At 26.8% G+C, this 14,688-nt stretch carries 13 protein-coding genes; 1 reads left to right on the top strand and 12 read right to left on the bottom strand.

Annotated features, from left to right (window positions below; translation table 11 throughout):
• The first annotated feature begins 1,270 nt into the window (after positions 1-1,270).
• On the top strand, positions 1,271-2,710 hold the full coding sequence (locus MBFIL_RS08540) for an ATP-binding protein (RefSeq protein WP_066973559.1): 1,440 nt from the start codon (positions 1,271-1,273) through the stop codon (positions 2,708-2,710).
• A gap of 162 nt (positions 2,711-2,872) precedes the next feature.
• On the opposite strand, the gene MBFIL_RS08535 is transcribed toward MBFIL_RS08540, so the two are convergent.
• From MBFIL_RS08535 to MBFIL_RS08480, 12 genes are all read right to left on the bottom strand, one after another.
• Entirely contained in the window at positions 2,873-4,528 is a 1,656-nt protein-coding gene (locus tag MBFIL_RS08535) for an ATP-binding protein (RefSeq protein WP_066973554.1), read from the bottom strand.
• A gap of 1,247 nt (positions 4,529-5,775) precedes the next feature.
• On the bottom strand, positions 5,776-6,738 hold the full coding sequence (locus tag MBFIL_RS08530) for an RNA-guided pseudouridylation complex pseudouridine synthase subunit Cbf5 (RefSeq protein WP_066973551.1): 963 nt from the start codon (positions 6,736-6,738) through the stop codon (positions 5,776-5,778).
• 338 nt (positions 6,739-7,076) lie between these two features.
• On the bottom strand, positions 7,077-7,301 hold the full coding sequence (locus tag MBFIL_RS08525) for a 50S ribosomal protein L14e (protein WP_066973549.1): 225 nt from the start codon (positions 7,299-7,301) through the stop codon (positions 7,077-7,079).
• Complete coding sequence (gene cmk, locus MBFIL_RS08520) at positions 7,301-7,831, bottom strand: (d)CMP kinase (RefSeq protein WP_066973547.1); 531 nt, start codon at positions 7,829-7,831, stop codon at positions 7,301-7,303. Before cmk ends, MBFIL_RS08525 begins: the two co-directional genes overlap by 1 nt.
• Positions 7,831-8,097, bottom strand: coding sequence for a 50S ribosomal protein L34e (locus MBFIL_RS08515; protein WP_066973546.1), 267 nt, complete (start codon positions 8,095-8,097; stop codon positions 7,831-7,833). The genes cmk and MBFIL_RS08515 overlap by 1 nt, the downstream gene beginning before the upstream one ends.
• A 514-nt stretch (positions 8,098-8,611) precedes the next feature.
• On the bottom strand, positions 8,612-9,190 hold the full coding sequence (locus tag MBFIL_RS08510; RefSeq protein WP_066973544.1) for an EMC3/TMCO1 family protein: 579 nt from the start codon (positions 9,188-9,190) through the stop codon (positions 8,612-8,614).
• Positions 9,191-9,483: 293 nt separating this feature from the next.
• Complete coding sequence (locus tag MBFIL_RS08505) at positions 9,484-10,044, bottom strand: adenylate kinase (protein WP_066973542.1); 561 nt, start codon at positions 10,042-10,044, stop codon at positions 9,484-9,486.
• A gap of 426 nt (positions 10,045-10,470) precedes the next feature.
• Complete coding sequence (gene secY / locus MBFIL_RS08500) at positions 10,471-11,832, bottom strand: preprotein translocase subunit SecY (protein WP_066973540.1); 1,362 nt, start codon at positions 11,830-11,832, stop codon at positions 10,471-10,473.
• A 680-nt stretch (positions 11,833-12,512) separates the two neighbouring features.
• On the bottom strand, positions 12,513-12,950 hold the full coding sequence (locus MBFIL_RS08495) for an uL15m family ribosomal protein (protein WP_066973538.1): 438 nt from the start codon (positions 12,948-12,950) through the stop codon (positions 12,513-12,515).
• A gap of 30 nt (positions 12,951-12,980) precedes the next feature.
• Positions 12,981-13,439, bottom strand: a complete 459-nt coding sequence (locus MBFIL_RS08490) for a 50S ribosomal protein L30 (RefSeq protein ID WP_066973535.1) — start codon at positions 13,437-13,439, stop codon at positions 12,981-12,983.
• Positions 13,440-13,456: 17 nt separating this feature from the next.
• Positions 13,457-14,101 (bottom strand): 30S ribosomal protein S5, encoded by a 645-nt coding sequence (gene rpsE, locus MBFIL_RS08485; protein ID WP_066973533.1) that lies wholly within the window; start codon positions 14,099-14,101, stop codon positions 13,457-13,459.
• 2 nt (positions 14,102-14,103) lie between these two features.
• The gene (locus MBFIL_RS08480) at positions 14,104-14,682 is read right to left on the bottom strand and encodes a 50S ribosomal protein L18 (RefSeq protein WP_066973530.1); all 579 of its coding nucleotides are present in this window, start codon (positions 14,680-14,682) and stop codon (positions 14,104-14,106) included.
• Positions 14,683-14,688 lie beyond the last annotated feature (6 nt).

Here is a 14,688-nt window from a genome sequence, read left to right as displayed (position 1 = left end):
GGTTCCAAACTGAAGGCATAAATGGTTATCTTAAGCGCAGTAATGGTGTTTTAATGCTTTTAGGCTCCAATAAAGTAGCTGCAACTAATGAAATAAACATCAGAAATGCAATATACAATACAATACGAACAAGAAATCTAAAAGACACAATATACTAGAAAAAACATAAATAAACATAGTATAAAACCATACATGTCTAAATAAGTATCTCTTAGTCAGTATGCCATTTATCAAAACATAATTCATACAAAAGCACTAATTTATTAATACAAATTTCATAATAAATGCACAAAAACTTAATAAAAAAAAGATTATTAAAGTCATTAATGCATAAAATCATATTTCAACACAAAGATTAATAAACTTTACTAGAAAACAAACAACAAACATAACCCACTTAAAACCCAATAAACTAAATAATAATCCTTATTTTAACTTAATATTACTTCATCATCACAATATAAACCAATAAATATCAATTAACTAATCAATGAATTATGGAAGATCTCCTAAATAAAGGTATATATATATTTTCGTGATGTTAATATATCAATAAATAATATAATATAATATAATATACTGTTAATAATATACTGTTAATAATCTATAGAATTATGAAACATAGCCCATTACTTTTCATAAGTAATACTAATAAAGTAATACCAAAAACTTCCAAAACAGTGATCTACTTGAATGTGCCGTTTGTGTCAAAATTTTGCCGTGCGACAAGCTAGGGTCTCCAGTTCTTTGAATTAATCAGTGAAGTAACTGTTATGGTTATTTTAATTCCAGTTGTGAGGGATTTTCTCCCCTGAAACTTCTAGTTGAGTAATTGATTAGGGAGTTGCATGAAGGAAATGTCTAATTAATCTATAGTATTCAATATATTCCTATTTAATTCTCTTCAATAAACTCCTACTAATCATTTCAACTGTAAAATTGCTTGTATGGATATTTTATAGCCTTGTTTTTTTTTAAATAATGGATTTAAAAATTTTTTCAAGAAGTTTTTAGATAATAATTAAACATGTAAATGCTATATCATGATATGAATATAAAAAACATTGAAAAGAAAATGAGAAGAGGCAAAACGTTTACACAAACGATCAGTATAATAATGTGGAAATGAAAGAGACTATATTTTTTATTTATATATGTATATACTAAAATATATGCAAGTTTATAAGTGCGCATATATTTAAATATATGAAAAAATATAATAAGTATATTTACCTATGTTTTTAGAAATTAGTATATGGAAAATGATAAAATGGTTTTTGATGATGATATAACAAATTATATACAGCTAAAACAAAAAGAAACTCCAGATGTGATTAAAAAAGTTAAAGATTTTAATTATAAAGAAGATTACTTTCAAATTAGAAAATATTTAGATGATTTTTTAAACGGTATAAATAGCCATAGAGTCGTTGTTATGCCTGGTCTTCGAGGTGTTGGAAAAACAACAATTTTATTACAGTTGTATGATTATTTACTTAATGAAAAAAAAATATCCTATGAAGATATTCTTTATATCTCAATGGATCAGGTTGTTGCTTATTTTGATATAAGTTTTCTAAAATTTGTAGATATTTTTTTAGAAAAAATACATAACACAAGTCAAGTATATTTAGATAAAAAATTATTTATTTTTGTAGATGAATGTCATTTTGATAAAAAATGGGGTTTATCTGGAAAAATTATTTATGATAATACAAATAATATTTTTATAGTCTTTACAGGTTCTTCTGCAATTGAAATGGAGATCAATGCAGATATAGTCAGGAGAATTTCAAAGCAAATAATTTATCCCAATAATTTTAAAGATTACCTTCAGTTAAAACATGACATAAAAACAGACCCTAATTTCTCTAAAGATTTAGAATATCTATTATACTTTGGTAGAGAAGAACATCTTAAAAAAGCAATATCCCGTGAGAAAAAAATATATAATCAATTAATCCATTTAAACAATTATCCTTATATAGAGTTTATGAATTTTTTAAAAACCTATGGTTTGGCTTCAACTTTAAATTATGAAAAAAGAGAAAGTTATAATGAAATTTTAGCCGTTATAAACCAAGTTATTGAAAATGATATTCCTTCTATTAAAACATTTAATACATCTACAAATAACAATATTAGAAGAATTATAACATATTTAGCTCTTCAAAGACCTGGTTCCACATCTGTTGGAAAAATAGCTAAATACTTATCAATATCTCCAAAATTAGTCCATGATATTTTAGATACACTAGAAAAAACCCAATTAATATTTTCAGTAAAACCTTATGGTAGTGCTGGTTCAGTAATTAAAAAACCATGGAATTATTATTTCTTAAGTCCATCCTTAAAATCAGCTATTAATTACGACATTGGAAGGTTTAATTTAGATAATAAAAAATGTTTAGGTGCATTAGCTGAAAACTATGTAGCTTCCTCACTACACAAAATGAATCAAACTATATTTAAGTTCATGGGTTTATTTTATCCAATAGAAAAGAAAGGATGTGATTTTTTACTTAGAACTAAGTTAGATGATATTGTCCCAGTAGAAGTTGGAATTGGAAAAAAGACTAAAAATCAATTAACAAGAGCTATTAATAATTATGATGCGAAATATGGTGTTTTAATATCTAATAGACATAGTACCATACAAAAACATAGAGATATTATTCATATTCCTTTGATGACCTTTGGTTTCTTATAATTAATTTATTTATTCGACAAAATCTATATCAATTAACATTAAACATATAAATATATAAATATATAAATATATAAATATATAAATAGGCATTGGTAGGAATCTATATAAATTATGAAAGATGCCCATTACTTTTAAAGCTAAAAATAATCTTAAATATTTGATTTAAGTAGAAACAGAATCATTTATCACAGATACATTAGTTATTTTACACTTAACATCTGTGAAGATCATATCATCTATTTCTGTGTCTTTTAGTCCCAATGCCATTAATCTTATCTCATTTCCTTTATATGGTCTCCAGTATTTTCTGTTTTGAATTTGTTCGAAACTTTCCCTTAATAATGTGTCTAATGATATTGATTGGTCTTGTGTGTATTTCATTTCAACTATGAGTACATAGTTTTTTTCTCTGTTTTCAAGTACAAAGTCTATTCGTCCTGTTTGTATTGCTTTTTCTTCAATTACTTGAAAACCCATTGATTCCGCCCATATTGCAAATATTATTGAGTAAAATTTCCATTTTTCTTTGTTTCCTTTCTTTGGTTTTAGATAGTAAGGTAGTCTTGCAATTGAGATTTCTAATTTTGCAGATAGCTTTTCACATCCACCATTTATGATTTCATTCCAAAATTCAGCATGTGATGCATTAAAATCATTTTCAAGATCTTCGAGATATAAATTTTTTAAATTATCTTTAAAAGCAGATTCAACTTCAAAATTTGGTATTTTAAGAATATAATAAATTGAATCATCTTTAAGTAGTTCTTCAGCTATGGTTAAATACCCTGATTGAAAGAGTAAAGCAGATTCATTAATATTTGTTGGGTTTATTGAATCTAACTCTGTTTCTTTAATAAGAATTGGTTTAAAAAAATCAATTGAACTTCTTTTATTTTTGAAGATTTCTACTAAGAAACTTGGTGTTCCACTTTTAAACCAGTAGCTTGAAATCCTCTCTTGCTTAAATGCTGTAATTGTAGAGTATGGATTGAAAACCTTGTTTTTTCCATCCCAACTATAACCATCATAATAAAAATTAATTTTATTTAAAGTTTCTTTATAAGAATAGTTTAATTTCTCTGATAATTCTTGTATTTGGTCTTTATAATAGTATTCTAGTTCTTGGTGAGTTATACCACATATAGTTGAATATCGTGCATCTAGTGTGAGTTCTGTTAGGTTATTTAGTTTAGAGAATATTGAAGTCTTTGTGAATTTGGTTATTCCAGTTATAAACACAAATCTAAGATGTTCCTCACTACTTTTTAATACATTATAAAAATCTTGTAGAAGTCTACGATTATTATCAGCGATTTCAGCATTGTTTATATTGTCAAGTATTGGTGCGTCATATTCATCAATTAAAACTACAACTTCTTTATTTGCGATTTCATGTATTTCTTCAATTAATTGTAAAAAATTGGAAGACGCTGGTAATCTTTCATTTAATTCTATATTATATTCTTTAGCAAATTTATTAATGTAATCTGCAAGACTTAACTCTAGTAAATCCGTGTCTTTACTTACTATTTTGCTCATGTCCAAATGTATTATAGGATAATTTTCATTCCAATCCCATTTATCATAGATATAGAGACCTTCAAATAATTTTTTATTTCCTTTAAAGAAATTTTTTAATGTTGAAATGAATAATGTCTTTCCAAATCTTCTTGGGCGTGATAGAAAATAGTATGTTCCTTCCTCATCCATCATTTGTTTTATGAATTTAGTTTTATCAACATAAATCTTCTTTCGACTTATCAGCTTGTTAAAATCGCTGACATCAAAAGATAAACGCCCAATAACATTTGTTCCCATTTTATAACCTTCTTTTAATTAGATATAGGACTTTAATTATTAATTTTTTTATTTAATAAATATTTTATGTTTCCCATATATTATCAATATTTTGATTTACTTGAGAAGTAATTATTTTCCCTTAAAACTGAAAATGATTGTGTTCCATTAGGTAAATATTTGAATCTTCTTTTATCTCATTTATACTTGATTATTTATATTCTTTGTTTTTAATTGTTTATATATTTGTTGAATATTTCCATTTAATACTATTTAATTATCACAATAATGATAGACATAGAAGAATAAGGTGGTAGTTTTATATTTTAAGTAGCAAATTTCCTGAATAAATAACTCATAATAACAATTTCTTAAAAAATTGTACACAAATTGTTAATAATATTTGTTTTATATGATTCTACCAAATTGTTACATCCTAAGAAAAATTGTATTACAATTAGATCCAGAAGTTCAAACAAAGTTAGTATTATATCTTGATTCAAAAGAATTCCTAAGCTAGTTAAAACGAAAAAACATGCCTTAAGACCCATAAATATAAATCATCACCAATGCTTAAAATATATACATAATTACTGCTCTAAATACAGTAATAATTAGTATGCATTTTATAGTAAAATATAATACTAATCTTCTCAGGATGTAAGATTCTGCAGAACCAATGCAATTCATTGAATATTTTCATATATATGTCCACATATTGCATAAAATAATAAATCAATGATAAAAATTCATGAAAAAGTATTATTAAAATACATTGAATTAAAAAATAATGTTTAAATTAAACAAGCAAAATAAGAAGAATAAACAAATTAATATTAATAAAAGCATTTCTCATACTTATATTGTTTATTTTATGAAATAGCTTTTGATCAAACTTTTTTAAAAGTTTGTTTCATATTAATAAAAATAGCTACTATAATAGGAAACCAATTTTTTGGCAAATTTCATTAGTCCAAATACTTCTCATTAATCTTTAAATTGAGATTAAAGACATTTTTATTCAATGAAGCAAATATTATGTTTTTGTCAATAAGTTTGTGTTGACTATAAGTAGAAAGAATAAATAAAAATAAATTAAAAAATAATAAAAATAGCTACTGTAATGACAATTTAATATTATAGTTTTAAATATTTCGTTATCTTTTTAATTAAGCTTTAATTTTCTTTATTCAGCTATATAATGTGAAATTAATAATATATAAACATTTAAAATTAAATGGTCACGACACTACTAAATAAAAGAATAGTTATTTCCACATCATTGGATAAGTATTACAATCCATGAACACTTTTTTTGTATCAAAAACTAAACCAGAATCATCAGCAATGATTTCATCAGCACTAGATAAAGCTTCTGCTGATGCAACAAGTTCTCCTTTAATTGTTTCAATAGCTACAATGTCTCCTTTTTTTATATTCTCAAATAAACTAACTATACCACCAATTGCAAGATTTGCACCATGACATATTGCATCAACTGCAGAATCCTTAATAATGACCTTTGAAAGATGGTCTGCAGCTCTTTCCATTGGCATTACATATTTTCTTAAAAGAGATTCTTCATTTTCTTCTTCCCAATAATAATAGGCATCAGTTAAGTTTTGTAAAGTTATTAAATCAGTTTTTTCAGTAAAAGAACCTACTTTTGTACGTCTAAGTTCTGCCATGTGTGCTCCACAACCAATAGCTTCTCCAATATCACGACAAAAAGTTCGTACATATGTTCCAGCTTCACAACCAATTCTAAATAAAACATCCCGTCCGATAATCTCATAAATTGTTGCATAATAAATAGTACGAACACGCAAGTTCCTTTTAACTGCAGAATTCAGGGGAGGAATCTGAAAAATCTTTCCATGAAACTTTTTAAATATAGTTCTAACTATTTCATCATCAATATCATCATGTAGCCTCATTAAACAAACATATTCTTTTGGAGCTGATAATAAAAGCTGAATAACTCTTGTTGAAGATTCCATTCCAATAGGAAGAATTCCAGTTACTTTAGGATCAAGAGTTCCACCATGTCCTGCTTTTTCAACATTTAGAATATGTTTCACCCAAGAGTCAATTTCATGAGATGTTGGACCAGAAGGCTTATCTAAATTTATAATTCCTTTAGATATATGTTCTTCAATAGGTCTACTATATGGATCATTACCATACGATGGATCAGTTTCACTTTCAGATTTAATAATAAGTTTTCCCATTGAAATAGCCTTCCACAACCAGATAATATTTAATCAAAGATAATAAGTACCAGGTAAATCATAAAATTAATTATAAAAAGATTAAAATAGATATTAAATAGATAATAGCTATTAATTATTAGCTATTTAATACAGAATATATAAAAATAATGTTTAGACTTATAAAATAATAAATTTTAAAATGTTAATAAATATTTAAATAAATTTAAAACTTCAGTCATTTAATAAAAGCATTCCATTCTTAAATGATTAACTCACGAAACAGTTTTTGATCAAACTTTTATTTCCTGATGAAAATTTAGAGAAATATTTGATTCTCATTTTTAAAGTTTAGTTTATTATTCTAAAGAACTTAATGAAGTTTTAATTGTTTCAATATCATCAGAAACTTCAATAGTTTGTTCAAGAGGTTCTAAATGACTTATATTACATCTTCTATTTTTAACACTTGCTCCAACAACTTCTACGAAACTTTCGTCAATAACTTCAATAATTACACACTTTTCTCCTGCTTCTCTTCCAGCAGTTTTTAAACATACTCTTCCTACTTCAATTGATGCCATTATATCACCTTTAATGTTGTTAATATGATTTCAGCTATACTATCTGGATTAAAACTATGAGTATTAAGTATTAAATCATATACATCTAAATTATTAATATTTATATTATGAATATCAAGATATCGCACAGCTTCACTTTTTTCACGAAACTTGATTTCACTTTCAGCTAAATCTAAAGACTTGGATTCCCTATTACAAATCCTTTGAGTCCTTACATCTAATGGAGCTGTCATCCATATCTTAATATCTGCTTCAACAAAATATGCTGAAAGCCTTCCTTCAATAATAAGATTTTTAGACTCTTCTTTAGATTTTTTAGCTATTTTTTCTTGTCTCCTATCGATTTCCATATCTATATCTGTATTACCTTCAGCAAATGTGCTAAATTCAAGAACAGACATGCCAGATTCACGTGCCATCTGCCTAAATATATCACCTGCAGAGATGAAAGGAATATTTAGCTTTTTAGATAATACTTCAGCTGCAGTAGTAGTTCCACTACCTGCTAATCCACCGACAGTTATAATCATTATGACCTTGCCTCATTTTTGAAATGTTTACGTAAACACTTAGTACATAAATATCCACCAAATGGTCTATTAGGTCTTTTTTTGCTTTTAGCTAATTTTTTTATTTCGTAAGGTCTTCCTCTTGGAACTCCATGAAGTACTTGACCACATTCAGCACAAATATGCTTACTTGGTTTTTTCTTCTTGTATCTTAATACAGTTTTTCCACCAGGAGTTTTTTTAAAAGTTCTTTTGTATGATCTAGATCTATATCTCATTGCAGGCATAAAATCCACCTATATATGTATTAATTAGTATTAAAAAAGTTCATAATTTTTTGTAAATAGCGAAATGAAAAAATCATGGAGAGGTAAAACTTACAATCAATAATAATTGTAAATTATGAATATTAAAATTTGGTTTTAATAGTATTTAAATTTAGTTCTAAAAATCTAATAAATTATCCACTTATTGCATTAAGTAAAAGTATTCAATAAATGTAGAATATAAAATATATATTACTATAGATATGTATAGATATACCCATACATCATGCGACAAAAATAAATAGAATTATTTAAATAAATTCAGTAAACCCAAATAGCTATTTATTTAATTGAATTAATCAGCTCAACATATAAAATAATTAAACACATTTAAGATTAAACCCAAAGTAAAAATGGAGAAAATTAAAATATTAAATTGAAAATGTTAATTATACTAATAAAATATTAATTATACTAATAATTCCAATTATCAATAACATGAATAATTAAATGAGTTATAATTTTTGAACTGTAGTTACATTCCAGATTTCAATCCAAAAGCTTTTCTAAGGATTTGAGACACTGTAAATGTACATAAAATATACCATCCTAACCAACCCACAGCATATGGAACAGTAGTAACTACAACAGGATTGGTAAATATAGCATAAATACCACGCCATACAGGAACTAACAAAACATAGAAAACAAATGGAGGGAATGATGCTATAGCACTATTAAGAGATGCTTGCCCCATCCAATAGAAAATAAGCAATATAGGAACAAACGTGACAATTAAAGGCTTAAATGACATTTTCATCATATCAGATTGTTTTTTCATGAAATCTTTTTGTTCATTTTGCATTTTTGCAATTGCTTTTGCATCACCACTTTTTTGTGCTTCACGCATCCTATTTTGAAATTCTTTCATTTCTTCCCTAATATCATCCATTTCATCATGGTTAACTAAAAGTTTATTTGCAACTGTAGTTATTAAAGATATTATAGTTGATATTAAAAATATAGTTAACAATGGGTTACTTGGATCAGGATCAATAGCTATTATTGGATTGAAAATACTATTTAAGGCTCCGAAAATTATCTCTAATACCATTTTTACTTCCTCTTAAGTTAATGATGCTCTGATTAAACATTGTTAAATAGCTATCAAAGTATATAATCATAAACATCATTTAAAGATATATTAATCTATAAATTATACATACTTAATATGTATGAAAATGTTATTTAAATTAAAATAATATAATTAATCTTAATTTTATCATATTTAAAAGTAATTAATAAAATATAAATTAACTTTAATTAATATATAAATTAACTCTAAATTAATTTTTGAAACTTTAATTAATATATAAATTAACTTTAAATTAATTTTTGAAACTTTAATTAAATATTTAAAACTTCTACAAGTTGTGAGACTATTTTATCAAGTTCACCATCATGATTTTCTAAGATTTTAACAGTTGCACCTGTAAGAGTCGCATATGCCATTGCAGTAGATCTATTGATCTCTTGATGTAAATCAATTTCTTTAACTCTATCAGCATCTCTATTTCTAGTTTCATCAGAAATACGTCTAAGCATTATCTCATCAGGATAAGCTTCAATAATAACAAAATTACTTGGATTTAACTCCTCTAAAATCCATTTAGGAAGCCCTGGAAGGAATCCTGAAGGAGTACTTATAGTACAATGAGTATCTACAATAACATTTTCAGATTCAGACTTTTCCTTTATCTTTTTTGCAGCTTCTTTTTGAATAATTTTTTGAACATCTGGAGATAATTTCCTTAAATCATCCCTATGATTAGCAATATCTTTCTTTTTAGCTATTTCAATCATCATGTCCCCATAATTAATATGAATAAAGTCAACTTCTTCTAAAGTTTTATTAAGGACTGTTGTACTCCCAGATCCTGGTATACCAGTTATAACTACTAATTTCAAATGATCCCCTCAATTAAATAATAATTTTAATAATATTCTATCTGTATGAAATATAAAAATAAAATATCATTAGATTAATGTTAATCTTTTTAATATAAATATTTATAAAAATTGATTAAAATATTTTATGTACAATCTTATAATAAAATGTGCAAAAATGACCTGGCTAAAATTAAAAATAGAATTATTAAATAATAGCTATGTTAAAAAAGATGAATAATAAAAATAAGAATTAATGAAATATTATTAAACAAAAATAATGGCTAAAAATTAATAATTAAATATAATTAGATAGACCATAGTAAAATTATAGATATAACTAATTGATATAGTAAAATTATAGATATAACTAATCAATATAGTAAAACTATAATTAAAATTATAGCCACTAATATCAACCATTAATAATAGTTATTAATAATATGATTAGTCACCTAAGAACTTTCTAAGTGCTGGATGCATATCCATAAGTTGTTCTTGTGCAATTTCTTCATATAATTTGTATACAATACCTACTGTAAGTAGTACACCAGTACCTCCACCTACAGCTTGTGTTAAATCAGCACCAAATGCAAGTAAACCTACAAACAATCCTCCAAGAACAGTTAAAGGAGGAATATATTTTCTCATAATTTTATACAGTTGAGTTTTACTACTTCTAAATCCTGGAATTTGAACCCCATTAGTGTACAAATCATTCGCTACCTTATCAGCACCTAATCCCCCAATTTCTACCCATAAAATTGCAAAAAGAACACAGAATCCTAAATAGAAAATTGCATAAATTAAAACCCTGAATGGATTCGTGAGAATGGTTGCAAGCTGTGGTGTTGTAAGGTATAAAGCAAGTCCACTAATAGCTTTACCACCTTGTACAGTCCCTAAAATTGGTATACCTATCTTCTGGAATACACTAGCAACAAGAGACACATTAACAAGTAATGCACTTGTTAAAATAACTGGCATATTACTTGCATAAATGAATTTTAATGGGAATTTTCCTACAGCACCCTTGATTCTTCCATGCCCTCTTGCTCTTCCTTGCGAGATAGGAATTTCAATTTTCATACTCTCACCATATACAGCAACGAAGAACACTATAATCGTAGCAACTAAAGGCAACAATAGTGAAGGATTTGGTGCCCCACCAACTACAGATTGAATAAATCCTGGAATCATACCAGGCATTACACCAGCTTGAACTCTAGAAGGTAAGAAATTAAATGTTCCTACAATTATCGACTGAGCAACTCCAGCAGCAATAAATAGACCTACACCACTTCCAAATCCCCATTTAGTAACAACTTCATCTAGGAACAATATCAACATAGCCCCAATAATTAGTTGAATCATTATAATTCCTAAATATTCTGGACCAATAGGAATCAAACTTCCAGTGAATACTAAAACTCCTGCTTCAAAAACTGTGAAAACAATTGCTAAGACTTTTTGAGTAGATTGGAATAATGATTTATGTTCATGTTTTGATAAATCCAAATTCAGTATTTTAGCACCAACAAGAACTTGAAGTACAATTGATGATGTTACAATTGGACCAATTCCCAAAGTCAGAATTGAACCAAAACTACCTGCTAAAACTGCTCTTAATTGAGCAAATTGATCAACTGCATTAGGACTTAATCCATACAACGGAATTTCTGCCAAAAAGTAATATAAGACCAAAACAATAGCTAACCACTTAAGTTTCTCCTTGAAACCTTGTCTGTGTGTTGGAGCCCTAACCTCAGGCAATAAAGAGTATAAAGGTTTTAATTTTTCCAAGAACATTTCTATTTCCTCAATAAAATATTAATTATTGGATTTAACTATAAGAACATATGTAAAATAAACAATATTTATAAATAATAGATTATTTATTAAATTAAAATGGAATAATCCTTTTATAACCAATTTCAGTAAAATTTCAAAATAGGATAATGATATAAATCCATATAAAAATGAATTTATTAATAAACAATTAAGAATATAATTATAGTTTATACTTATATTATAAGAACCATACTATATAAATATATATTATAATACTGTTATACTATAAATATAATATAAAATTAAAATCTTAAAATATAGACTATTTAATATTTTATTGATAACTATAATTAAAAAATATATAACTATGATTAAAAATATTAACCTGCTAAATAAATATATGAGCATGTGCAATAATTATTTTAGTCAATGAATAAGGACTTTAGATATTTAAACTAAAATATAGTCATGAATTTTTAAATTTAAAGGCGATGAAGAGCCTCATTTATGAATTGAAGATTTTATATAAAATAAGTTTTGATCAGATTTTTTAAAAGTTTGATAGGATATAATCAATTGTATTAATTTATATTAAATTGTATTAAATCAAAAAAATAAGTTTATACTGCAAATAAATGTAAAGACTGTATAGAGTTTAAAAAGAATATAAAAAATAAATTTAAAGTAATTTAAATAAATTACAATTTTATAGCTTCTCCACCTGCAGATTGGATTTTCTCTTCAGCAGATGCAGAAAATTTAGGAGATTTGATTGTTAAAGGAGATAAAAGTTTACCATTACCTAAAACTTTATTAAATCCTAATTTAGTAACATCTATTACAATGGAATCGCCTTCTTTAATAGCAATACCTTTTTTGAGTAGCTGTTCTGTTTTATCTTGGAGGTAATCTAAGTTAACGGGGCTTGATTTTTTAATCATGCTTTGAGGTCTTTTAAAACCATGTTTACCATAGTGATCAGGGTCGAATTTGACAATCCATGTCCAGTGGTGTTTTTTCCCACCTGCTTTACCTTTTCCACCTTTATGACCTGCACCACGACGTTTTTTAGTACAACCTCCACCAATAGATCGTGAGCCTCTCATTTTATTGATTTTTCTTTTTCTTCTAATCATAATATCAACCTGAATTAAGTGAAAAATTAATTAAATCATTTTCTTCGCAAGATCTTTAATAAGATCTCCTCTGAAACCTAAAGAACCGCCTTCATTAAAAGAAAGTCTTATGGACTCATAACCTTTTCTTGGAGGATGTAATCTAAATACGGGTTTCATATCAATATCTTGAGCTTTAATTTCCGAATTTAAAAGTCCATTAGCTAGCTCATCAATTGAAGAATAATCTGAATTTTCTAAGAGGTATTCATCAGTGATTTTATCTCCACCAACAATTCTTCCTCTTTTAGCTATTATTTTAACTAAAGTTTCAGAATCAATTTCTCCCCAAGTAATGTAATCCTTAGCTTTTTGAAGCATTCCATTAAAACTTGGATTTTCTTCAATAAGAACGGCATGATTAATTCTAGTAAGCCTCAACATCTTTAAAGTCTCTGCAATGTCCCTATTAACACCAGTAGTGCCTCTAACTCTAATAACTAAAAACATTAAAATCACCAGTTTAATTATTTAGAACATACACCTAATTTTTTAAGGTTTTTATCACTAATTTTAACCTTACTTAGGTTTTTCAAAGCATCAAAAGTTGCATTGGCAAAATTAACAGTAGTTTGAGTCTGACCACTTGTTTGAGACCATACATCTTTAATTCCTGCAAGTTTCATTATAGTTTTACCTACATTACCAACAACAAGACCAACTCCTGCAGGAGCTGGCATTAATGTGACTTTAACACTTCCAGTTTTACCATCGACTTTAAATGGAACTGTGTGTTCTCTTCCACAAACACAACCCCAATCTCCACAGCCTCTTCTTAGCTTAATAATGTTATATTTAGCATCATCAACAGCTTTTCTGATAGCTGGACCTACTTCACGAGCTTTACCTTGACCTAATCCAACGTATCCATTTTTATTGCCTACTGCAACAATTACTCTGAAGTTTACTTTTCTACCAGATTTATGCATTCTTTGAACTAAGTTTACATCCATTACTTCTTCTTCTAAGTCTGGAAGTAAAGCATCGATAATTTCTAATTCCATTACTGGAAGACCTTTTTCAAAAATCTCATCAATATCTGTGATTTTTCCTTCTTTAACCAGATCACCAAGCTTTGTTTTAGGCTCCCATTCTTCCATATTAAAACTCATAATTATGCCTCATTATTAATTTTGTTTTTTATTGTCTCAAAGTGATCAGGTAAATCTACAGGTTGAAGTCCTTTGCTTAAATATTGAGAAAATTGCTTTTTAAGTCCTTCTTCATCTAACAGCTTTGCATACTCTACAATATGCACACCAGTTATCCTATCTTCATCAGGAAGAACTGATTCGCCATGAGGAACATTTAATCCTGCATCCACAGCACCTTTAAGGGCAGCGAAAACTTTAGATCCTTTAGTGGAAGATTTTAAACCAATATCAAGAACTGCATCTTCAATACCTTGTTTTAAAGCTCTTTTAGCACAAAGGTATGCTGTTAAATATGCAGCACTGGTATTTTTCAATCCACCTAACCATCCTATTTTTTGTAAGTCTTTTGAATGTGCAGAAACAAGAGTTTCATCACCATTTGTTCCAACACCTATAATTTGAACAATAACATTAGCATTAGAAAGTCTAACAACTAATCTATAAGTATCTAAATCAATTAATTTAATTCTATTAGCATAATTAGTTTTTCCTTCTCTTCTTCTTCTAAATGCTACTTTATATTTTGATCCGTGCGCCATTAAATC

This window comes from Methanobrevibacter filiformis, from assembly GCF_001639265.1.
Taxonomy (GTDB): domain Archaea; phylum Methanobacteriota; class Methanobacteria; order Methanobacteriales; family Methanobacteriaceae; genus Methanacia; species Methanacia filiformis.
This window is presented reverse-complemented; position numbering and strand designations above follow the sequence as displayed.

Bases quoted from the DNA above. Each gene is read 5' to 3' on its own strand.
- MBFIL_RS08540 (WP_066973559.1), top strand. From the start codon at position 1,271: ATGGTTTTTGATGATGATATAACAAATTATATACAGCTAAAACAAAAA.
- MBFIL_RS08535 (WP_066973554.1), bottom strand. From the start codon at position 4,528: ATGGGAACAAATGTTATTGGGCGTTTATCTTTTGATGTCAGCGATTTT.
- MBFIL_RS08530 (WP_066973551.1), bottom strand. From the start codon at position 6,738: ATGGGAAAACTTATTATTAAATCTGAAAGTGAAACTGATCCATCGTAT.
- MBFIL_RS08525 (WP_066973549.1), bottom strand. From the start codon at position 7,301: ATGGCATCAATTGAAGTAGGAAGAGTATGTTTAAAAACTGCTGGAAGA.
- cmk (WP_066973547.1), bottom strand. From the start codon at position 7,831: ATGATTATAACTGTCGGTGGATTAGCAGGTAGTGGAACTACTACTGCA.
- MBFIL_RS08515 (WP_066973546.1), bottom strand. From the start codon at position 8,097: ATGCCTGCAATGAGATATAGATCTAGATCATACAAAAGAACTTTTAAA.
- MBFIL_RS08510 (WP_066973544.1), bottom strand. From the start codon at position 9,190: ATGGTATTAGAGATAATTTTCGGAGCCTTAAATAGTATTTTCAATCCA.
- secY (WP_066973540.1), bottom strand. From the start codon at position 11,832: ATGTTCTTGGAAAAATTAAAACCTTTATACTCTTTATTGCCTGAGGTT.
- MBFIL_RS08495 (WP_066973538.1), bottom strand. From the start codon at position 12,950: ATGATTAGAAGAAAAAGAAAAATCAATAAAATGAGAGGCTCACGATCT.
- MBFIL_RS08490 (WP_066973535.1), bottom strand. From the start codon at position 13,439: ATGTTTTTAGTTATTAGAGTTAGAGGCACTACTGGTGTTAATAGGGAC.
- rpsE (WP_066973533.1), bottom strand. From the start codon at position 14,101: ATGAGTTTTAATATGGAAGAATGGGAGCCTAAAACAAAGCTTGGTGAT.
- MBFIL_RS08480 (WP_066973530.1), bottom strand. From the start codon at position 14,682: ATGGCGCACGGATCAAAATATAAAGTAGCATTTAGAAGAAGAAGAGAA.